At 47.0% G+C, this 20,622-nt stretch carries 20 protein-coding genes and 1 riboswitch; of the genes, 14 read left to right on the top strand and 6 right to left on the bottom strand.

Annotation, left to right across the window (positions count from 1 at the left end; translation table 11 throughout):
• Positions 1–9: 9 nt before the first annotated feature.
• Positions 10–621 carry a DedA family protein gene (locus FS628_RS05435; RefSeq protein ID WP_145319811.1) on the bottom strand — a complete coding sequence of 204 codons (612 nt, stop codon included), beginning with the start codon at positions 619–621 and terminating at the stop codon, positions 10–12.
• A gap of 148 nt (positions 622–769) precedes the next feature.
• Here FS628_RS05435 and FS628_RS05430 point away from each other — a divergent pair, with 148 nt between their 5' ends.
• From FS628_RS05430 to FS628_RS05395, 8 genes are all read left to right on the top strand, one after another.
• Positions 770–1,345, top strand: a complete 576-nt coding sequence (locus FS628_RS05430) for a cob(I)yrinic acid a,c-diamide adenosyltransferase (protein ID WP_145319809.1) — start codon at positions 770–772, stop codon at positions 1,343–1,345.
• Complete coding sequence (locus FS628_RS05425) at positions 1,342–2,325, top strand: RluA family pseudouridine synthase (RefSeq protein ID WP_145319807.1); 984 nt, start codon at positions 1,342–1,344, stop codon at positions 2,323–2,325. Before FS628_RS05430 ends, FS628_RS05425 begins: the two co-directional genes overlap by 4 nt.
• 468 nt (positions 2,326–2,793) lie before the next feature.
• Positions 2,794–3,159: an arsenate reductase family protein gene (locus FS628_RS05420; protein ID WP_145319805.1), complete on the top strand. Its 366-nt coding sequence runs from the start codon at positions 2,794–2,796 to the stop codon at positions 3,157–3,159.
• Positions 3,160–3,297: 138 nt separating this feature from the next.
• Positions 3,298–4,191, top strand: coding sequence for a 5'-3' exonuclease (locus tag FS628_RS05415; RefSeq protein WP_145319803.1), 894 nt, complete (start codon positions 3,298–3,300; stop codon positions 4,189–4,191).
• Positions 4,188–5,303: a phosphodiester glycosidase family protein gene (locus FS628_RS05410; protein WP_145319801.1), complete on the top strand. Its 1,116-nt coding sequence runs from the start codon at positions 4,188–4,190 to the stop codon at positions 5,301–5,303. Before FS628_RS05415 ends, FS628_RS05410 begins: the two co-directional genes overlap by 4 nt.
• A 30-nt stretch (positions 5,304–5,333) precedes the next feature.
• Complete coding sequence (locus FS628_RS05405; RefSeq protein WP_145319799.1) at positions 5,334–6,020, top strand: MOSC domain-containing protein; 687 nt, start codon at positions 5,334–5,336, stop codon at positions 6,018–6,020.
• A gap of 72 nt (positions 6,021–6,092) precedes the next feature.
• Positions 6,093–6,971 carry an ROK family protein gene (locus tag FS628_RS05400; RefSeq protein ID WP_145319797.1) on the top strand — a complete coding sequence of 293 codons (879 nt, stop codon included), beginning with the start codon at positions 6,093–6,095 and terminating at the stop codon, positions 6,969–6,971.
• Between the two features lie 174 nt (positions 6,972–7,145).
• A complete protein-coding gene (locus FS628_RS05395; RefSeq protein ID WP_145319795.1) occupies positions 7,146–8,147 on the top strand; it encodes an HRDC domain-containing protein in 1,002 nt (333 codons plus the stop codon).
• Positions 8,148–8,218: 71 nt separating this feature from the next.
• Here the strand turns inward: FS628_RS05395 and corA are convergent, their stop codons facing one another.
• Positions 8,219–9,154 (bottom strand): magnesium/cobalt transporter CorA, encoded by a 936-nt coding sequence (gene corA, locus FS628_RS05390; protein ID WP_062833460.1) that lies wholly within the window; start codon positions 9,152–9,154, stop codon positions 8,219–8,221.
• Positions 9,155–9,605: 451 nt separating this feature from the next.
• A riboswitch (SAM riboswitch) is annotated at positions 9,606–9,730 on the top strand.
• A 241-nt stretch (positions 9,731–9,971) separates the two neighbouring features.
• Here corA and metA point away from each other — a divergent pair.
• The 6 genes from metA to FS628_RS05360 all read left to right on the top strand — a co-directional run bounded on the left by metA (position 9,972) and on the right by FS628_RS05360 (position 16,867).
• Positions 9,972–10,889 carry a homoserine O-acetyltransferase MetA gene (gene metA / locus FS628_RS05385; protein WP_145319793.1) on the top strand — a complete coding sequence of 306 codons (918 nt, stop codon included), beginning with the start codon at positions 9,972–9,974 and terminating at the stop codon, positions 10,887–10,889.
• 24 nt (positions 10,890–10,913) lie between these two features.
• On the top strand, positions 10,914–12,101 hold the full coding sequence (locus FS628_RS05380) for a PLP-dependent transferase (RefSeq protein ID WP_145319791.1): 1,188 nt from the start codon (positions 10,914–10,916) through the stop codon (positions 12,099–12,101).
• Positions 12,098–13,270, top strand: coding sequence for a trans-sulfuration enzyme family protein (locus FS628_RS05375; protein WP_145319789.1), 1,173 nt, complete (start codon positions 12,098–12,100; stop codon positions 13,268–13,270). Before FS628_RS05380 ends, FS628_RS05375 begins: the two co-directional genes overlap by 4 nt.
• Positions 13,271–13,509: 239 nt before the next feature.
• Positions 13,510–14,646: a cyclic dehypoxanthinyl futalosine synthase gene (gene mqnC / locus FS628_RS05370; RefSeq protein WP_145319787.1), complete on the top strand. Its 1,137-nt coding sequence runs from the start codon at positions 13,510–13,512 to the stop codon at positions 14,644–14,646.
• Between the two features lie 233 nt (positions 14,647–14,879).
• Complete coding sequence (locus FS628_RS05365; RefSeq protein ID WP_145319785.1) at positions 14,880–15,851, top strand: aldo/keto reductase; 972 nt, start codon at positions 14,880–14,882, stop codon at positions 15,849–15,851.
• A 2-nt stretch (positions 15,852–15,853) separates the two neighbouring features.
• A complete protein-coding gene (locus FS628_RS05360) occupies positions 15,854–16,867 on the top strand; it encodes a zinc-binding alcohol dehydrogenase family protein (protein ID WP_145319783.1) in 1,014 nt (337 codons plus the stop codon).
• Between the two features lie 278 nt (positions 16,868–17,145).
• Here the strand turns inward: FS628_RS05360 and FS628_RS05355 are convergent, their stop codons facing one another.
• From FS628_RS05355 to FS628_RS05340, 4 genes are all read right to left on the bottom strand, one after another.
• Positions 17,146–18,051: a YitT family protein gene (locus tag FS628_RS05355; RefSeq protein WP_145319781.1), complete on the bottom strand. Its 906-nt coding sequence runs from the start codon at positions 18,049–18,051 to the stop codon at positions 17,146–17,148.
• 112 nt (positions 18,052–18,163) lie between these two features.
• Positions 18,164–19,402: a cation:proton antiporter gene (locus tag FS628_RS05350; RefSeq protein ID WP_145319779.1), complete on the bottom strand. Its 1,239-nt coding sequence runs from the start codon at positions 19,400–19,402 to the stop codon at positions 18,164–18,166.
• Between the two features lie 4 nt (positions 19,403–19,406).
• Positions 19,407–19,901 (bottom strand): cation:proton antiporter regulatory subunit, encoded by a 495-nt coding sequence (locus FS628_RS05345; RefSeq protein WP_062833468.1) that lies wholly within the window; start codon positions 19,899–19,901, stop codon positions 19,407–19,409.
• A 291-nt stretch (positions 19,902–20,192) separates the two neighbouring features.
• Entirely contained in the window at positions 20,193–20,597 is a 405-nt protein-coding gene (locus tag FS628_RS05340; RefSeq protein ID WP_145319777.1) for a hypothetical protein, read from the bottom strand.
• Between the last annotated feature and the right edge of the window lie 25 nt (positions 20,598–20,622).

The raw sequence follows: 20,622 nt of genomic DNA, 5'->3' as shown, positions 1-20,622 counted from the left end.
TGTCATTATTTATTTCTGCTTTTTGCTACGTCTGATCCACCAGATAATACATCCGATAACAATGATGGCCAAAATAACATACACGACAATGGAATAGACGTCCATAAAGTGCAAAATGCTCTCCCATGATGCGCCGAGCGCAGCGCCAACAGAGACAAGAATAATATTCCATACCAATGTACCAATGGTTGTAAAGAGAAGGAATAAACCAAATTTCATGTTGGACATGCCTGCAGGAATGGAGATGAGACTACGGACAAGGGGGACCATTCGACAGAACAATACGGTCCACATGCCATATTTGTCAAACCATGCATCGACACGGTGAATATCCTCTTTTTTGATGCGCAGAACATGTCCCCAGCGTTCCACAATTTTTTCAAGGCGTTCGACGTCAATGAGTAGTCCAATGCCATACAGGAGCACAGCGCCAAGGACCGAGCCGATGGTAGCGGCAATAATAACACCTGGAAGGGTGAGACTGGTATAAGTGGTCATGAATCCGCCAAACGGCAAGATGATTTCAGATGGAATTGGGGGAAATACGTTCTCAAGAGCAATAATGAGTGCAATGCCTATGTAGCCGTATTGTTCCATGAAATCGGTTATCCAGTTTTGCATAATCGTCTCCTTTACTTTTGGTTTCCTTCGATTTGTCGTATACTCGGCAGAGCACACCAATTCTTATATACGTGTAAAGCGATAGACTGGTTTCTGAAAAAATGGCATTCTCGTATTCATGATTAAATTAACAATTGGAGGGATCACGATGGGTATATATACACGAACAGGTGACGAAGGACAGACTTCGGTCATCGGTGGACGCGTCATCAAGGATGATGATCGAGTTGAGGCCTACGGTACGATTGATGAACTGAACTGTTTTGTCGGTCAGGCGATTAGCCTCATTAATTCTGCTCAAGGACAATTCGAAGATCTGCGTGAACATCTGCTGGAAGTTCAGCAGGAATTGTTTGATTGCGGGTCCGATCTGGCCTTCGTGAAGATTAGTGAGACCAAATATAAGGTGAGAGATGAGATGGTCACACGTCTGGAACAATGGATTGACCAGTATGATGCAGAGAATCCAAAAGTGGAACGATTCATTATTCCTGGTGGCAGCCCGTTGTCTTCCGCTCTTCATGTGTGCCGTACCGTATGTCGCCGCGCGGAACGTCGCACGGTAACACTGGGACAACATACGGATATTAACCCGTCTGTCCGACGGTATTTAAACCGACTGTCTGATTATTTCTTTGTGGTTGCACGGACGGCCAATGCGAGACAACAGGTGGCCGATATTGAATATGTGCGGAGCAAAAAAGTATTCCGCCGCAAAGAATGAGCCACTACTATTCGCCGATTGTCTACACGGTGACCGAACAAGAGGATGGCTGGCTGCTGAAGACCGTGCTTCAGCGCCGGTTGCTGGTGTCGCGCAAGCTCCTATCCAAAATCAAACTGACCGAGCAAGGTGTCATGCTTAATGGAGAACGTGTATACATTAGCGTCAAGGTAGCTGCGGGCGATGTCGTTGAAGTTCGGATGGAGCAAGAGGAATCAGATGATATATTGCCTGAACCTATTCCTTTTACCATTCTGTATGAAGACGAGCACTTGCTTGTTGTCAACAAGGATGCGGGCATCATCGTTCATCCGACACATGGACACTATACAGGTACTTTGGCGAATGGCGTTGTTCATTACTGGAAATCCAAGGGCGAGCGCTTCCGGTTCAGACCCATTCATCGGCTTGATCAAGAGACGTCAGGAGTGCTAGCGATAGCCAAGAATCCCTATGTACATCAGCATGTGTCTGAACAGATGATCGCGGGTACAGTAGACAAGAAATATATTGCACTTGTTCACGGCAGTCCTGTCCCGCAACAGGGAGCGGTGGATGGACCGATTGACCGCGATCCTGAAGAGCCACACCGCCGAATCGTAACACCTGATGGCTACGCTGCAAGAACGTTGTACACAACCTTAACACGTTGGTCAGGAGGCAGCGCCAGTGCGATAAGCCTCAAGCTGGAAAGTGGCAGAACCCATCAGATCCGGGTACATATGACGTCCATCGGCTGCCCATTGATCGGTGATCGAATGTACAAGACACTACCAGTGCACGAGATCGATGAGCAGACCATGGCTGTTCGGGAGGAACGGGATAGCTGGATTGCACGTCAGGCATTGCATGCTTGTGAACTGACGTTTGAACATCCCATTTTACAAGAGCGCATGACGTTCCAGGCTCCTTTTCCACCAGATATGGCCGCGCTTGAGAAGCGTTTGAATGATGAGGCAGCTCCCAGAGAAGAACTGTAGGAAACTGCGACGAGGGCCTTAGATCTGCACCCTGTGTTGAACTTTCTGCAAGGCCCCTCCTGTTTAGGGAGCACACTGGTTTTGATGTGGTGTGATGGATGCTGCCTGCACCCGAACAGCATGCCGTAGGCTAATCCTTATGGTTGCATGTTTCATGTATGGATGTTTAGCACTTTCATAATAAAGCTGTTAACATGTCCAAACTTTAAAATGCTTTTAAAGTGATTAAAGCAAAGTAGTAAGGTCTTGATCCCAAAAAAATATAGCGAATGTGTGTTTTTGATCTCATTCGCAAAAGTCAGTAAAGTTGCATGGCGATGGTATCGATTTGGAGCGACTTTTGGATTTGCGAAGCAAACCAAGGGAAGCGAGAAGTCGAAACCGGAGCCACACGAAACCGGAGCCACACGAAACCGGAGCCACACGAAACCGGAGCCACACGAAACCGGAGCAAAGGAGGGACACACAATGAGCAATTTAAAAGTATATCAATATGCCAAATGCGGCACATGCCGCAAAGCAGTAAAATGGCTTGAAGCTCAAGGACATGAGCTGGAGCTAATCCCTATTTTTGATACACCGCCATCGGAAGCGGAATTAACCGAGCTGATCCAACAGAGCGGACTGGAAGTGAAGAAGTTCTTTAATACGAGTGGGGAAGTATATAAAGAACAACAATTGAAGGACAAGCTGCCAGGTATGTCAGCCGATGAACAGATTCGTTTACTGGCTTCGAATGGTCGTCTGATCAAACGTCCAATCGTTACGGATGGAGAAAAGGTGACGGTTGGATTCAAGGAAGAAACGTATGAGCAGGAATGGAATAACGCATAAACTTGGTGATTATCGGCCTTGAATTGTTCGAAATTCAGGGCTTTTTTGGCTGAACGATGGTTGGCGGAACTATGCTATAATGATAGAATTAGTTTCGATATTTATATGCTAGATTTAGATAGGAGAGAACAAATTCAAGTGAATCAACGTAATGAACCTACTTTGTTGCTGGTAGACGGTATGGCGGTGTTGTTCCGTGCTTTTTATGCGACATCTGCAAGCGGATATATCAGACGTACAAAGGCAGGATTGCCTACCAACGCAGTCTACGGATTTATCCGTTATTTCTGGGATGCGGTTCAGACTTTTGGGCCAAGTCATGTTGTATGTTGTTGGGATATGGGCGGTAAGACGTTCCGCGGTGAAGAGTATGCAGCTTACAAAGGCAACCGGTCCGAAGCTCCGGATGACCTGATTCCCCAGTTTGCCCTGATCCGTGAAGTGATGGATAGCTTGGGTATTCCGAATATAGGTGCACAAGGATTCGAAGCCGACGATTGCATCGGAACGCTTGCGAAGTATTACACCGAAGAGACAGATATGAATGTAATGGTACTGACGGGTGACCATGACATGCTGCAACTGATTAATGACCGCACGAGTATCATTATTATGAAAAAAGGCCATGGCAACTACATGGTGTATAACCCTGAAACGCTCATGGCAGAGAAACAACTTACCCCTCGTCAAGTCATTGACATGAAGGGTCTAATGGGAGATGCCAGCGACAATTATCCCGGAGTACGGGGAATTGGTGAGAAAACAGCGTTGAAGCTTGTACAGGAGTATGGCTCTATCGAAGGGATTCTGAGCAACATGGACAAGCTTACGCCTTCGGTGCGTAACAAGATTGAGAGTGATCTGGACATGCTTCATCTGTCCCGCAAACTGGCAGAAATTCATTGTGCTGTTCCGGTTGCCTGTGCGCTGGATATCTGTGAATTGCGTCTTGATCCGGATATGGTGATGGACAAGTTTGAACAACTTGAGATGAAGAGCCTTGGCTCTTGGATGGGAGTGGCAATAGGGTGAGCAACAAGCAGAACGTACGAACAGGCAAAAAGTGGTGGACAGGGGCTATGGCCCTCGTCCTGGCCTTGCCCGTGATTCTTTCGGGAGCAGTAAGTGCGCCACAGACAGTGGATGCCAAAGCAGCAATTAGCACCAAAGTACAGAAAGTAAAAGCAGCAGGTCGCAATTTTACCGTGCAGACGGTTACGATTCCAAAAGGAACACCGGTTACTGTGGGACTGGCGAAGAAACAAGTTGGCCAAACGGCAACACTGCCATCGATTGTGAAAGCCTATGGCGCACAAGCAGCCATTAATGGAGCATTTTTTGAAGCGTATAACGGAGCACCAGATCCATATGGCATGTTAATAGCAAATGGCAAGGTCATACATATTGGAAGATACGGAACATCCATCGGATTTAAGGAAGATGGCTCGGCGATTATGGATTCACTTCAGGTGAGCCTGACTGGTAAAGTGACAGATACGAAAGGCAAATCACGCAGTTGGTATGCGACCTTTATTAATCGAACACCTTCAGCGAATGCTAGCATTACAATGTTGTATACGCCTGAACGAGGTGCCACAGTCGGTTTCAAAGGTGGTACTGCGGTTGTCATGGAGAAGGGGATTGTGACCAAAAAGGTGCCAAACACCAATGTAGCGATTCCTAAGAATGGCTCGGTATTGGTCTTCACCGGCAATCAGAAGTCTTCTTCGGATCGTTTCACCGTTGGTTCAACCGTAGAAATGAATTATAAGTATACGAACGCAGCAGGCAAAGAGATCCCTTGGCAAGATGTAGTGACCGCTGTTGGAGCAGGACCACGTCTAGTGAAAGACAGTAAGGTAGCTGTAAATCCGGCGAGCGAAGGTTTCAAGGATGCCAAGATTCTTACCGCGTCCGGAGCCAGAAGTGGTATCGCCATCATGGCGGATGGTTCCGTAATGCTGGCTACTGTTTCCGGAGCGACAGTTAAGGAGTGGGCAGGGGTGATGCAGAAACTTGGTGCCAAACAGGCCATGAATCTGGATGGAGGTGCATCCTCAGGCATGTATGCCGCAGGTAAAATGCTGACTTCTCCGGGCCGACTCTTGAGTAATACGCTGGTATTTGGTGGCTCTGTGCGTTAAAAGAAAGTGATTATGGGAGGTATGATGCAAATGACACTCACATCTGATCAAAAGCGGGGGGAAGGCAACACAGCTGTTCTGGCCATTAATGTCGGACTGCCGCGCCCGCTCCCTGGGCAAAAGCGTGAAGTGATGAGCGGCATTGTGAAACATCCTGTATCCGGCGCGGTTTTCCTGTCATTCACTGGAATGACAGGGGATGCGCAGGCGGATCTGGTGCATCATGGCGGACCTGACAAGGCCGTTTGTGTATACGATTACAGTCGTTATCCGGCGCTAGAACAACGGATGGATCGCAAGCTGGAATGGGGAGCTTGTGGAGAAAATCTGACGGTTGAGGGCTGTGCCGAAGAAGATGTCCGGATTGGTGATGTGTATGAGTTGGGCGAAGCTACGGTACAGGTCAGTCAGCCGAGACAACCATGCTTCAAGCTGGGTGCGCGGTATGATTATAAGGAGCTGCCTGTTTATTTTCAGGAGAGTGGACATACCGGCTTTTACTTTCGTGTACTGCAAGAAGGGGAGGTTCGGCCTTCATCGATATTTCGACGAATCAGCACCGATCCTTCATCCATGACGGTTCTTGAAGCTAATCGAGTTATGCATCAGGGGAAGGAAGATGTGGAAGGTATTCAGGCACTGCTGGCCATTTCTGCACTGTCAGATAGCTGGAGGCAGACGTTAATGAAACGACTGTCCAAGCTGGGGATCGAGTAGCAGGGTAATTATAATGTCATCCAGTGAGGAACGATCAATCCTTTTTTAAACTAACTTGGGAGTGTGACTAACATGACGATCTTAGGCGCGATTGAAGCAGGCGGAACCAAATTTGTATGTGGTATTGGCACGGAAAATGGAGAAGTTCTTGAGCGCGTAAGTTTTCCAACGACAACACCGGAAGAGACAATGGCTCAAGTGATTTCTTTTTTTGAAGGCAAAGGCATTGAAGCGCTAGGCGTAGGTTCATTTGGCCCGATTGACCCGATTGAAGGAAGCCCAACGTATGGTTATATCACAACAACACCCAAACCACATTGGGGACAGTATAACCTGATTGGCAAGCTCAAGGAGCATTTTGATGTACCGATGACATTCGATACGGATGTGAATGGTGCGGCACTTGGAGAAGCAACCTGGGGCGCTGCACAAGGTCTTGACAGCTGTCTGTATATCACTGTGGGCACAGGTATTGGTGCAGGCGCTGTGGTCGGCGGTAAAATGGTCCATGGATTGTCTCATCCAGAGATGGGACATATCATTGTGCGCAGACATCCGGAGGATACATACGAGGGTTTCTGTCCGTATCATGGGGATTGCCTTGAAGGTCTTGCAGCTGGCCCGGCCATTAACAAACGTTGGGAGCAACCGGCTTATGAGCTGCCTGCAGATCATAAAGCATGGGAGATCGAAGCACATTACCTGGCACATGCACTGATGAATTATGTTCTAATTCTCTCTCCGCAGAAAATCGTAATGGGTGGCGGAGTAATGAAGCAGGAGCATCTGTTCCCGATGGTTCGTAGCAAACTGCAGGAGTTGCTTGCTGGATACGTTCAGCATCCGGCACTTCAATCTGACATTGACCAGTATGTTGTTTCACCAGGACTTGGTGACAATGCAGGGCTGTGTGGTTCGCTAGCGCTTGCTAAGTTGGCATTGAATATCTAGAAAAATAAAGGATTGACGAAATTTACCATTGTGGTATGATATGGGCAACAGCATAGCACGGTTAATGAGGAAGCACCTCTCTTGCATGGATTTTGCAGGAGAGGTGTTTTTTGTGCTGCCTGTAGGTAGCATATCTAACTCGTATAGGCTGAATATTCAAAGGGAGGAACAAAAATGGAAGTCATTTTTATGAACAGATTGTCCAGAATGTCAGATCAGAACGCAGAGTATGCGCAGCTATGGATTGGGGAAGAGGAAGATAGCTGGCAGCTGGGATGGAGCCGCTATGAGGAAGGGGAGCGAGAGGACAGCATCTGGTACGAAGGAGCTTCTTGGGAGGAGCTGCTTCATATCTACCGTCATCAGCTTGCCATACAGATGAGCGAAGGATACCGACCGCAGCTGCAGGGTTTATTTTACGAGAATGATGATCTGAAGTCACGCAGTTATGGTGGTCAGCGGCTCCATTGCTACAGTGAACTATACGGCAATGAGCAGTTATATACGGATCTGTGCACGTGGCGCAGGAAGAGAGCTGTATCTGACCGGAAGGCACCCTATTTTATTGCAACGAACCGTCTGCTGCGTTTGATCAGTGCCTTTGTTCCGCAATCGATGGATGAACTCATGCAACTGCCTGGCGTAGGGGAGAGCAAAGCGACCGAGTATGGTATGGAGTGGATGGAGATTACGAATGGGTTGGAGCGTTCAACAACGTTCCCGCTGGATTGGGTATACACGGCTCTGAAGGAAGAAGAATATGAAAGCTGGTTATACAAGCAGAGAGAGCAGAAGTACAAGCAGGAACTCGACAAGTTCACCACACGTAAGCAGGTGCTTGAGGGCATGAAGGACGGGCATACGTTAGAAGAGATTGTTAATCGATCCGGATTATCCCGACGTGAATTGATTGAGCTGTTGGAGACACTGGATCTTGAAGGTTATGACACCGATTGTCTTCTGGATGTGGAGCTGGCAGTTATGCCAGAGAACGAACAAGAGGCCGTATGGAGTGCGTATGAGGAGCTGGGAGATACGTTCCTGAAGCCGGTATTACATAAGGTGTATGGAGGAGACAAGCCCGACGGAGGAAGTCTGGAGCAGGTCTATGAAAGACTGCGCATGATTCGAATCCGCTTTCGTCGGCACGCAGAGACAGAGCGGCATGTTGGTTAATGATCGGAAATGAAAAAAAGACGAGGCGTTCCTCCAGAAGGAGCGCTTCGTCTTTGTTATTTCATACGAGTTCATACCCAGTCTTTTTTGCGGAAAATAAAGAACATGCTCAGGCCCAGCGTTACCATCAGGCCAATCACAACAAAATAGCTGTATTTCCAGTTAAGTTCTGGCATATTCGTAAAGTTCATACCGTATATACCGGTAATGACCGTCAGCGGCATGAAGACCGTAGTAATCGCGGTAAACACGCGCATGATCTCATTCGCCCGGTTCGCAATACTGGATTGATAGGCTTCTCGCAAGTTACCCATCAGGTCGCGGTAGGTTTCAAAGGTTTCAGATATTTTTACGGCATTCTCATAGATGTCACTGAAATATTTTTGCAGTTGATCATCAATGAGACGCAGATCTTTTTTGTTAAGAGTGTTAATGACCTCTTTCTGAGGTCCAAGCACTTTTTTCAGCCACAGAATCTCACTGCGTAGCCCGATGATTTCATTCAGATGAGACTTTTTGGTGTGCATCAGAATATCTTCCTCAAGCTTCTCGATCCGAGCTTCAATTCGGTCACCTACGGTGAAATAATTGTCAACAATCAAGTCAACCAGCAGATACAGCAGACGATCGGGTGTACTGATTTCCTGTTCCCACAGGATGGGTTTTAATGTGCGTAATTCGCTGACCTTCTGTTTTGTAACACTTATAATGAAATGTCTGCCGAGGAACAGGTTGACCGCACGTAGAAATATCTCTTCATCATCAAAACGGATGCTATTAATCACAATAAAATAATGGTTCTCATAGATCTCAATCTTCGGACGTTGTTCCTCGTCACTTAGACAGTCTTCCACAGCCAGATCATGCATCAAGAACAGCGGCTGAAGTACCGCCAAATCGTCTACGTCTGCATCAATCCAGTAAAATCCTTCCGCTGGTGGAGTCAGCGCCTGCTGAATGTCGTCCACCGGAATAAATACACCGTTGTTTACCAACCGGATTTTCATCGTTAATCTACTCCTTCTGCACCCGCCAAGCTGGCGGATATTATCATTATGGGCGCAAAAAGAACAAATCAGCCGGTCGGCAGCGGAGCCTGGAGATCAGGGCTGCGTTCACTTTATAATCAAACGGAAGTTACGTCCCGCTGCCGGCATGCTGATGTCAATTCTCTATGCAGTTTGTCGGAATTCGGCTGCCAGTCAGGCCTCGGGTCGCCATCCATTTAATATGTCACCTCTCACATAAGGGTTTATAACACCTTGTTTAGTATACCGCTGGTACAAGGTGCTTTCAAGCGCAAAAATGTGTCTATTTCGCGCTCTGAGGCAGTGTATGACAACGGATGATGAACGGTTCCGATCTGGAAAGCAGACATTGAACTGCAACTTGACGTGAGGGCATTAATGTAATAAAGTAGACGGTGAACCATATTAAATTACAATCTAATACAGCGAAATCTTATCAAGAGTAGGTGGAGGGACTGGCCCGATGAAACCCGGCAACCGGCGGTATACCGCACGGTGCTAATTCTTGCAGCGACCAAGTGCCCATGTGGCACTGTTGTAACTGAGAGATGAGAGAGGCGCATATCTATTTACATATGACCTTTCTCGAAATCCGAGGAAGGTCTTTGTCATATGCCCCGACTTCTCAGCAGTGATTTTCGCTAAGGAACTTGAGGTTGTCTGTAACTTTTTTTGGATGGACGTGTAATCCAACATATGTAGACAAACTCATGGCAGCCTATAACTGTATTGATGTGGACACATCAAGCCAGCGGTAGCTGCATCTATCAATGCACAAGGAGGAGTTAGATTTACCATGCCAATCAAAATACCTGATACTCTGCCAGCAAAAGAAGTACTTGAAGGAGAGAATATCTTCGTCATGGATGAAACTTCTGCATACCAGCAGGATATTCGTCCACTCCGTATCGCTATATTAAACCTGATGCCTACAAAGGAAACGACGGAAACACAATTGCTTCGTTTGGTGGGGAATACGCCCATTCAGGTAGATGTCGTTCTGGTACATCCCAAATCCCATACCTCGAAGAATACGTCTCAGGAATATTTGGATTTGTTCTATAAAACGTTCGATGAGATTGAGCACCGCCGCTTCGATGGAATGATTATCACAGGTGCTCCTGTGGAGCAGATGGATTTCGAAGACGTGAACTATTGGAATGAAATCCAGGAGATCTTCGAATGGACCAAAACGAATGTGACATCAACCCTGCACATATGTTGGGCCTCCCAGGCTGGTTTATACCACCATTTTGACGTACCCAAGGTTGCACTTGAAGAAAAGTGTTTTGGCGTTTTCCCGCATACCATCAACAAACCCCATGTTCCGTTGCTGCGTGGATTCGATGAAGTATTCAATGTTCCGCATTCCCGTCATACGGAAGTGCGACGTGAAGATATTGAAAAGAACGAGAAATTAGAGATCTTGGCTGAATCCGAGGAAGCGGGGATCTTCCTGGTTGCTACCAAAGATGGCAAACAGATTTTTGCCACAGGACATGCCGAGTATGATCCCTTCTCATTAAAGTGGGAGTATGACCGGGATGCCGCGAAAGGGCTGGATATCGCGCTGCCTAGACATTATTATCCGAATGACGACCCTTCCCGTGTGCCACCGGCTACATGGCGCGCTCATGCCAACTTATTATTCTCTAATTGGCTCAATTACTATGTGTATCAGGAAACACCTTACGATATTGGCCCGCAAATCTAATCGAGATCACAGGAGGATGCAGCAATGGAAGACAACAACAAGTTGAAAATTGAAAGCCGCTTAGCACAAATTGGGTCCATCAATGAACCGGTAACAGGCGCCATTAACTTTCCGATCTATCAATCCACTGCGTTTCGCCACCCGAAGCTTGGACAAAGCACGGGGTTTGATTATATTCGTACAACCAATCCAACCCGCAAAGTGTTGGAAGAAGCCGCCGCAGCGCTGGAATCCGGTGATGCAGGGTTTGCCTGTAGCTCAGGCATGGCAGCGCTGCAAACCATCTTTGCCATGTTTGGTCAGGGAGATCATCTAATTGTGTCGCTGGATCTGTATGGCGGAACCTATCGTCTGCTTGAACGCATCTTGTCTCGTTTCGGTGTAACCGCAAGTTATGTGGACACGAATGATCTTGTAGCATTGGAGAATGTTCGTCAGCCGAATACCAAAGCTGTATTCATCGAGACGCCGACGAATCCGCTGATGATGATTACCGATGTAGAAGCCGTCGCTTCCTGGGCGAAAAGTTACAACCTGTTGACCATTGTTGACAACACGTTGCTCACTCCATTTTTCCAACGTCCGATTGAACTGGGTGCCGATATCATCATTCATAGTGCTACCAAATATCTGGGCGGACACAATGATGTACTGGCCGGATTAATCATAACCAAGGGTGAGGCATTATCCGCGGAAATGGCTTTCCTGCATAATTCGATTGGAGCCGTATTGTCTCCAAGTGACTCTTATCAGTTGATGAAAGGCATGAAAACGCTAGCTCTTCGCATGGAGCGTCATCAGCACAATGCACTTACCATTGCCAAATACTTGCTTGAGCATCCAGCGGTGGTTGAAGTGTACCATCCAGGCCTATCCGATCATCCGGGGTATGAAATACAGAATAAACAATCCACCGGTAACACAGGTATCTTCTCTTTCAAAGTGAAGGATGCCCGTTATGTTGAACCGTTGCTGCGTCATATCAAACTCATTGCTTTTGCCGAAAGTCTCGGCGGAGTGGAATCACTCATGACTTACCCGGCAGTACAAACTCATGCGGATATACCGCTTGAAATTCGTGATGCCATAGGTGTGGATGACCGCCTGCTCCGGTTTTCCGTAGGCATTGAACATGCGGATGATCTGATTGCAGATCTCGGCAATGCGCTGACAGCTGCACAACAGGAAGTTGAAGGAGGCGTGCACTCATGAGTGAGTCCAACAACAAGCCGAATTCCGAGTTGAAATTTGATACGAAATTGCTCCATTTCGGCGATGAGATTGACAAAACGACTGGGGCCTCCAGTGTACCGATCTATCAAGCATCCACATTCCATCATTTTGATATCTTCAATCCGCCTCAACATGATTACAGTCGTTCGGGTAATCCGACACGTCAGGCATTGGAAGATTACATCACATTGTTGGAGGGTGGAGCACGAGGATTCGCCTATTCATCCGGGATGGCTGCGATCTCTAGCGTGTTCATGATGTTCTCCGCAGGAGATCACATGATTGTAACGGAAGACGTATATGGAGGTACGTATCGTTTGCTTACTTCCATATTGAGCCGTATGCAGATCGAGACGACCTTTGTGGACATGACTAATATAGATGAAGTAAAAGCGGCGCTCAAGCCGAATACAAAGGCAGTTTATATGGAAACACCGTCTAACCCGACCCTGCGAATTACGGATATTGCTGCCGTAACTGACTGGTCGAAGGAACATGACCTGATTACGATTCTGGATAACACCTTTATGACACCGTACTACCAGCGTCCAATTGAGCTTGGTGTGGATATCGTCGTACATAGTGCTACCAAGTTTCTCGGGGGTCACAGTGATGTGTTGGCGGGGTTAGCCGTTGCTCGCACGGAATCGCTTGGCATACAGCTGAAACAGTTGCAAAATGGACTTGGAACAGTACTCGGGGCACAAGAATCATGGCTTTTGATGCGCGGGATGAAAACCTTGGGGGCTCGCATGGCTCACAGTGAACAGAGCACAGCCAAACTGGCCGCGTGGCTGAATGAGCGTAGTGATATTGCCGCTGTCTTTTATCCTGGGCTGGAGGATCATCCGGGCCGCGAGGCACATGAGCGCCAGTCAACAGGTTATGGAGCTGTCGTTTCGTTTGACGTCGGTTCAGGGGATCGGGCAAAAGCAGTGCTTAACCGGGTGAAGTTACCCATTGTGGCTGTAAGCTTGGGAGCTGTGGAAAGCATCCTGTCTTACCCAGCGATGATGTCGCATGCGGCAATGCCGGCTGAGGTTCGCCGTGACCGTGGCATTACTGATGGATTGCTTCGTTTCTCGGTAGGTTTGGAAGACATCGATGATCTGATTGCCGACTTGGAACAAGCACTTCAGGAATCCTAGAAAAGTGGTACCGGAATACGTCTATGCATATCATTTAATATCAAATTAATTGGATTTTATATGTAAACATTTTTACTTATTTTTAAAGCACCTGTTCATAAGGTGCTTTTTTTCACATGTAACCTGTGTTACGATATGTGGAGTACAGAAATACGATGTTGCCACCAGAACTTGCTTTTCTTGAACAAGTCGGGACGGATCGTTATATAATTTCTCTTCATGAGGGAGGCTTTTTTACGATGAGTACGGTAGACCGTATCTTAGATAAAGCCCTTCGGGGCGAACGTTTAGACTTGGAAGACACGATTGAGCTATTTGAATCGAATGAAGTGGACAAAATCGGGGCAGCTGCTAATGTCATTATGAAACGCATGCACCCTGAACCATACAGAACATTCGTAATTGGGCGTAACGTCAACTACACGAACGTGTGTGATGTGTACTGCCGTTTTTGTGCTTTCTACCGCAGACCTGGTTCTGAGGAAGGATACGTACTTCCAGACGAGGTCATTTTCCAGAAAATTCAGGAAACAGAAGATGTGAATGGTACCGAGATTCTGATGCAAGGCGGAACGAATCCGAATTTGCCTTTCAGCTATTACACAGACCTGTTGAAAGCCATCAAGGAGCGTTTCCCGAACATCACGATGCACTCTTTCTCACCTGCCGAGATTATGAAAATGGTTGAAGTATCCGATGGGCTTACTTTGGAAGAGGTTGTACGTGCTATTCATGAAGCTGGACTGGATTCCTTGCCTGGTGGCGGTGCTGAAATTCTGGATGACCGCACACGTCGGAAGATTAGCCGTTTGAAAGGTTCATGGCGGGATTGGATGGACGTTATGCAAACGGCACACCGCATCGGTATGAACACCACCGCTACGATGGTTATCGGACTTGGTGAATCGATGGAAGAGCGTGCACTGCACTTACTCCGTGTACGTGAAGCACAGGATGAATGTATTGCGAACAAGTATGACTCCGAAGGTTTCTTGGCGTTTATTCCGTGGACGTTCCAACCGGATAATACAAATCTCAAGCTGGAGCGTCAGACGCCAGAAGAGTACTTGAAGACTGTAGCCATCAGCCGACTGGTGCTGGATAATATCAAGAACATTCAATCCTCTTGGGTAACGATGGGTCCCGAGATCGGTAAGAAGTCGCTTGAATTTGGCTGTAATGACTTCGGTAGCACCATGATCGAAGAGAACGTTGTATCTGCTGCAGGTGCAACGTATAAAGTTAACATTGAATCCATTCTCCGTTTGATTCGGGAGTCCGGTTATATTCCGGCACAACGTAACACCCGATATGACATCGTGCGCATGTTCGACGAAGAGAATTCCGTGCATGAAGATTTCGTAATGCAGAACTAATCCTAATTATTTGAATACTATTCCAATAAATGCTGATCATTTGATGAGTATTTATGAAGCAAGCCCGCTGACTACTCCGTTTGGAGAGACGGCGGGCTTTTGTTTTTTTCCGCGGATCGAGGTCATTAAACAGTACATGTTACGCAATTGCCGATATTTTATATTGAAATTGAACTGTTACAATGAGAAGGAACTTGTGAAGTCAGACATGCTGGAAAGGGGCAAGCCAACCGATGAAGAGAAGAATTCTGGGAAAGACAGAACTGGACGTACCTGTATTGAGCTTTGGAGCATCCTCACTCGGTTCCGTGTTTCGTGATATAGATCGGGATGAAGGTATTCGTACCGTACATGCTGCCGTTGATGCGGGGATGAATTACATAGACGTTTCGCCGTACTATGGACTGACGAAGGCAGAGACGGTGCTGGGTGAGGCCATTCGCAGATTGCCGCGCAATTCGTATATTTTATCCACCAAAGCCGGACGGTATGGAGAAAATGAATTTGATTTTTCACGTCAGCGGATTTTGAATAGTGTGCAAGAGAGTCTGGATCGACTGCATACGGACTATATTGATATTTTATTCCTGCATGATATTGAGTTTGTACCAGCAGAGATCATTGTAGAAGAAGCCTTTCCGACGTTACTGCGTCTGAAAGAGCAGGGAGTTATTCGTCATGCGGGGATATGCGGATTGCCCTTGCCATTGTTTGAAAAGGTTCTGCCACAGATCGATGCGGACGCCATTATCTCGTACTGTCATTACGCATTGAATGATAACTCACTGTTATCGTTGCTGCCGCTGTTGGAAGAGAAAGAAATTGGCCTCGTGAATGCTTCGCCTCTCTCTATGGGCTTGTTAAGTACTCGTGGCGCTCCTGCCTGGCATCCGGCAGATGAACGGGTGAAACAACTTTGTCTGGAGGCTGCTCGCTTCTGTGCAGAACAAGGCAGTGACATTGCCAAGCTGGCCGTGCAATTCTCCACGGCAAATGAACGAATTCCAACAACACTGGTTAGCAGTGCCAACCAGCGCAATATTATCAATAATGCAGCCTGGATAGAAGAACCGTTAGATCAAAATCTGCTGGATGAAGTGCTACGGATTTTGGCTCCATTGCATAATGAGACTTGGTCAAGCGGACGTCCTGAATATAATACAAAGTACAGCAACATGACATCAGAAGCATCCAAGGGGGAATAACGATGAGGGCTATTGTATGTGAAGGAATAGATCAATTGAAGCTCCAGGACTTGCCTCAACCGGAACGAGCAGAAGGAGAGGCGTTGGTTGCAATTCGGCGGATCGGTATCTGTGGAACGGATCTTCATGCGTACAAAGGCAACCAGCCATTCTTTACCTATCCCCGCGTTCTGGGTCATGAACTGGCGGGTATTATTGAAGAGATCGGTCCGAACGCTGCCGGGTTACAGCCTGGGGATCAGGTAAGCATTATTCCGTATCTGCACTGCGGTCACTGTGTTGCTTGTCGCAGTGGAAAAAGTAATTGCTGTGTGTCCATGCAAGTCATGGGTGTGCACGTAGACGGAGGCATGAGAGAGAGAGTCAGTGTACCTGTCTCACATCTGCTCTCAGCAGGAGGCTTGACGCTGGATGAGACGGCAATGGTAGAACCATTAAGCATTGGTGCTCATGCCGTCAGGAGAGCAGGAATCAAGCCTGGTGAGCATGTGGTTGTGATAGGAGCAGGTCCCATTGGACTTGGTGTGATGGCATTCGCCAAACAGGCCGGGGCGCGTGTTATTGCCGTTGATCGTAATCTGGACAGGCTGGAGCTCAGCCGGACTTGGGCTGGAGCGGATGACCTGGTTCAGGCGAATGAACGTACTGTGCAGCAAGTGGCTGAAATCACGGGAGGTGACTATGCTACGGCTGTCTTCGATGCAACGGGTAACGTGAATTCCATGAATGAGGCCATTCAGTATGTGGCACATAGTGGTCAACTCATTTTTGTAGGACTGGTGAAGGCCGATATTACCTTTCATGATCCTGAGTTTCACAAGCGCGAGATGAGCATATTGGGCAGCCGAAACGCAACCCGTGAAGATTTTGAACATGTCCTGTCGAGCTTGCGTAAAAAGAAAATTAGCATGGATGGGTACATCACACACCGAGTGAAATTTGATGAGTTACCTTCTGCAATAGATCGATGGCTATTGCCAGATTCACATGTAGTCAAAGCCATTGTTGAACTATAATATTAAGTAATTCTGATAACAGAAAAAAACGCTCTCTGACCTTGTTGAACAAAACTGTTCATCCATAGGGTAAGAGAGCGTTTTTTGTATGTTGAATTAAAATTACACGATAACGAAGAGGACAGAAGAAACCTGAAAAAGCGAAGCGTTCGCCTTTATCCCCGGATTTTTCCCTTCAGAAAAGGGAATCGAAAAAATCTGGGGATAACAGCGATTGGAAGGTTGTTCTGTCATCGTAGTGTCAGTGTAAATATCTTTAGTTCAACTTACATGAGCTATTATTTTTCCGGATTCGTCACAATGCCCGCATGTGGATCAATGTGACGAACAATGGATTTTAGCCAGATCATTTCCAAGACATGTACTTCATAATAAAGTGCACCGGGGATCTGTTTGATCCATCCTTCAGCCTTAGCAAATTGTGTTGAGTCAGAAGCTGCTCCCAGCGTTCCAGGTTCACGGCGCAGCCGTTTGCGTACAGCTTTTTCAACTTGAGAGCTTTGTGTGGTCAAAATGCATATTTTGCGTTTGGAAGAGAAACCCCTGAACGCAATGTACACCATTTCATAAGCAATAAGGTAGGCGATTACGGAATACATCGCTTGGTCCCAGCCAAAGACAACACCAGCGGCTGTCAGTATCAACAAGTTAAACAGCATGATTATTTTTTCGATAAGCATCCGTTTTCCGCTAAATACACGTTCGGGTGGGCGGGAAGACGGATCACCAATTTCCAGCGTATCCAGTGTCCCACCATACCGCACGACGAGCCCAATTCCGAGTCCGAGACACAAACCACCAAACATGGCGGCAGCCAGCGGGTGCTCTACAAGTGGCGGCATGGGATGAAGCACAATGGCACCGATCGAAAAGACAACCAGACCCAGAACAGTTACGAGTACAAATTTCTTCTGCACAATCTTGTAGGACAGAAATATAAACGGAACATTGAATAAAAATAAGAACAATCCAATCCTCATTTCGGTCCAGTGGGCGAACAGTGAGGAAATGCCTGTAATGCCTCCAATAATGATCTTATTGGGGTGTAAAAACAATTCAAGTCCCACGGAGGCCAGAATTCCGCCCGCGATCACGAGCAACAGGTTCAACCAGCGGCGGGTAGACGATATTCTGGTCTTGGCGGTGTTTGGCACCGGGTTAGCCGATATCAGAGGTGCTTTCATAGGTCATCCTCCTTAGTGCGGCTTTCGAGCCATTCTCCCTGGGTTAGTCACAGAAAGATCGGCGTAGAGCCGCGAAGTACGATAGTATGTCTGTCTGTACAGACATAAGGAATTATCCTTCTTTCTGCAGAACCTTCGGCTCTTCTTTCTTTTTCCGATTATCTTTGAACTTGAATATCTTATCTAAAATACGGAATACATGTTTGGACTCTTTGGTCAATAAAGGACCCAAAATGGCCAGAATCAGGACATACAACGCGGCAAACGGTTGAATCATTGGTAACAGTCCCCCGGCTTTACCCATGTTAGCCAAGATGATGGAGAATTCACCCCGTGACACAATGGTTAATCCAATATTGGCCGATGCTTTGGGAGATAGTCCTGCACTGCGTCCTGCCAGCATGCCTGCCAGGAAGTTACCAAACAATGTAATAACAACTGCAATCAGAGCCAGCCATACGGCTTCTCCACCTAGGGACAACGGATCAATGGACAATCCGAAGCTGAAGAAGAAGATTGCTCCGAAGAAGTCACGGAACGGCAGAATCAAGTGCTCAATCCGCTTCGCATGTTCTGTTTCAGCAAGTACCAGTCCAACCAGCAATGCACCGATCGCTTCGGCAACATGAATGGTTTCAGAGAAACCGGCTACCAGGAACAAGGCTCCGAATACAACGAGTGAGAATAACTCATTCGATCGAATTTTAAGGGCTTTGTTTAAGAGCGGTGTTGCTTTGCGTCCAAGGATAATCACGATAAGCATGAATCCGAGGGCGATAAGGGCGGACATGATGACGCCTCCGATGGAAGACGAATCACTAAGCACAAGTCCGGATAAGATCGAGATATATACTGCGAGGAATACATCTTCGAACATAATGATACCGAGTATCATCTCTGTCTCCGGATTGGCCGTTCGTTTCAAATCGACGAGTACCTTGGCCACGATGGCACTGGAAGAGATGGTAGTTATACCTGCGATAATAAGTGCTTCTGCAACTGGGAAGCCGGAAACAAAACCGAATATTAATCCCAGCGTAAAGTTAATTCCGATGTAGATCGAGCCACCAACTGCAATAGAGCGGCCCGATTTAATTAAACGACCTACCGAGAATTCAAGTCCAAGGTAGAAGAGAAGGAACAAGATACCGATCCGACCCATGAATTCAATAAAAGGCTGACTTTCAATAAAGCGGAAGTCCAGATGCCAGATTTTCATGGCATGAGGCCCAACGGCCATCCCGATCAGAATATAAAACGGAACGACCGAAAATCTTAGTTTTGCCGATAAAAGGCCGGCTGCCGCAATGAGCACAAGGGCCAGACCTACTTCGAATATCAGATGATCCATCTATTTACCCCCTTCCAGTCAGGAGGAGGGATTTAAACAGTTTCTGTTGATTGCGTTCGCCAACGGCTACCACCGTGGATTCTGCACTGATAACTACCTCCGGACCTGGGCTGATGTGTTTTTTGTGATTTTTCTCTACAACGGCAATTACCGTTGCCCCAGAGTTTTGACGTACGTCCAATTCGCCGATGGATTTACCGATACATCCGAAGGATGCTTCGATTTTGTACCACTCGATAATCAGGTCGTCAAACGTGACTTCTATATTTTCAAGCTGCTTCGGTTTGTAGGTTAATCCACCAACAATAGCAGCAATCTGTCGTGCTTCGTAGTCGTCAAGCGTAATCATCGAGATACTTTGATCGGGATCATCATACTCGAAGTGGTACATTTCCCGGCGACCGTCATCGTGAATGATAATGACAATTTTATCACCGCTGCTTGTTTCAATCTGAAATTTTTTGCCGATTCCCGGCAAGTCTGTTTCGCGTACATCCATGGATAGTGCCTCCTTATAATAGGGGCTGGCCACAGAAGATAGGCTTATTTCCCGAAGTTGAATAATCTGCTGCTCAAAGGAACATCAAATGATGCGGGTAAACAGAGCCAGCAATTCCTGACACAGCCATATGATTTGAATTTGTCGGTGTGGGTACAACAAAAATAGGTACTGTCATATACATTGGTTTATCTAACGTGTGCTAAAAGGGTTATAAGTTATGCACAAGCACACCGTCTAAAAATACAGAGGTGTCTCTATGCAAAGCAACCTGTAAATACGTCGTAACGTCTAGTGAAGAACGTTCACGTATTTTGGTGCCAAAGGGGTGAGGGATACATACATGCTGGTAAACTTAATAGGCAGCAGAAATAATCTGCGTTTAAACAGACAATACCACGGTTTAAAGGACAGACCCGGTGTAGGGATTCGCAGCATCAATACCAATGCGAGGACAAGAAAGACAGGCTTATTATGCGTAACCGCAATCAGCTTGGACATGACTTGTGGGTATTTGCGAATGACAGGTTTCTGCTGGGATTCGGGTATTTGCAACAAAACTTCCTTGTTGGAAGTTGCATCAACAGACACCCCAACGGCAGATTCGGACTGCATTGGAATAGGGAAGCACAAGGCTTGGAATACGCACAAAATGATAATAATGGTGTAATGGAGTATTCTAGGTTGTTGTCTCATTTTGGCTTCCCTCCTTTTCCGTGAA

The sequence above is a fragment of the Paenibacillus xylanexedens genome, from assembly GCF_007676705.1.
GTDB classification, from domain to species: domain Bacteria; phylum Bacillota; class Bacilli; order Paenibacillales; family Paenibacillaceae; genus Paenibacillus; species Paenibacillus xylanexedens_C.
This window is presented reverse-complemented; position numbering and strand designations above follow the sequence as displayed.

Excerpts from the sequence above, each read along its gene's own strand:
- FS628_RS05435 (WP_145319811.1), bottom strand. The coding sequence starts at position 621 with ATGCAAAACTGGATAACCGATTTCATGGAACAATACGGCTACATAGGC.
- FS628_RS05430 (WP_145319809.1), top strand. The coding sequence starts at position 770 with ATGGGTATATATACACGAACAGGTGACGAAGGACAGACTTCGGTCATC.
- FS628_RS05425 (WP_145319807.1), top strand. The coding sequence starts at position 1,342 with ATGAGCCACTACTATTCGCCGATTGTCTACACGGTGACCGAACAAGAG.
- FS628_RS05420 (WP_145319805.1), top strand. The coding sequence starts at position 2,794 with ATGAGCAATTTAAAAGTATATCAATATGCCAAATGCGGCACATGCCGC.
- FS628_RS05405 (WP_145319799.1), top strand. The coding sequence starts at position 5,334 with ATGACACTCACATCTGATCAAAAGCGGGGGGAAGGCAACACAGCTGTT.
- FS628_RS05400 (WP_145319797.1), top strand. The coding sequence starts at position 6,093 with ATGACGATCTTAGGCGCGATTGAAGCAGGCGGAACCAAATTTGTATGT.
- FS628_RS05395 (WP_145319795.1), top strand. The coding sequence starts at position 7,146 with ATGGAAGTCATTTTTATGAACAGATTGTCCAGAATGTCAGATCAGAAC.
- corA (WP_062833460.1), bottom strand. The coding sequence starts at position 9,154 with ATGAAAATCCGGTTGGTAAACAACGGTGTATTTATTCCGGTGGACGAC.
- metA (WP_145319793.1), top strand. The coding sequence starts at position 9,972 with ATGCCAATCAAAATACCTGATACTCTGCCAGCAAAAGAAGTACTTGAA.
- FS628_RS05380 (WP_145319791.1), top strand. The coding sequence starts at position 10,914 with ATGGAAGACAACAACAAGTTGAAAATTGAAAGCCGCTTAGCACAAATT.
- FS628_RS05375 (WP_145319789.1), top strand. The coding sequence starts at position 12,098 with ATGAGTGAGTCCAACAACAAGCCGAATTCCGAGTTGAAATTTGATACG.
- mqnC (WP_145319787.1), top strand. The coding sequence starts at position 13,510 with ATGAGTACGGTAGACCGTATCTTAGATAAAGCCCTTCGGGGCGAACGT.
- FS628_RS05365 (WP_145319785.1), top strand. The coding sequence starts at position 14,880 with ATGAAGAGAAGAATTCTGGGAAAGACAGAACTGGACGTACCTGTATTG.
- FS628_RS05360 (WP_145319783.1), top strand. The coding sequence starts at position 15,854 with ATGAGGGCTATTGTATGTGAAGGAATAGATCAATTGAAGCTCCAGGAC.
- FS628_RS05355 (WP_145319781.1), bottom strand. The coding sequence starts at position 18,051 with ATGAAAGCACCTCTGATATCGGCTAACCCGGTGCCAAACACCGCCAAG.
- FS628_RS05350 (WP_145319779.1), bottom strand. The coding sequence starts at position 19,402 with ATGGATCATCTGATATTCGAAGTAGGTCTGGCCCTTGTGCTCATTGCG.
- FS628_RS05345 (WP_062833468.1), bottom strand. The coding sequence starts at position 19,901 with ATGGATGTACGCGAAACAGACTTGCCGGGAATCGGCAAAAAATTTCAG.
- FS628_RS05340 (WP_145319777.1), bottom strand. The coding sequence starts at position 20,597 with ATGAGACAACAACCTAGAATACTCCATTACACCATTATTATCATTTTG.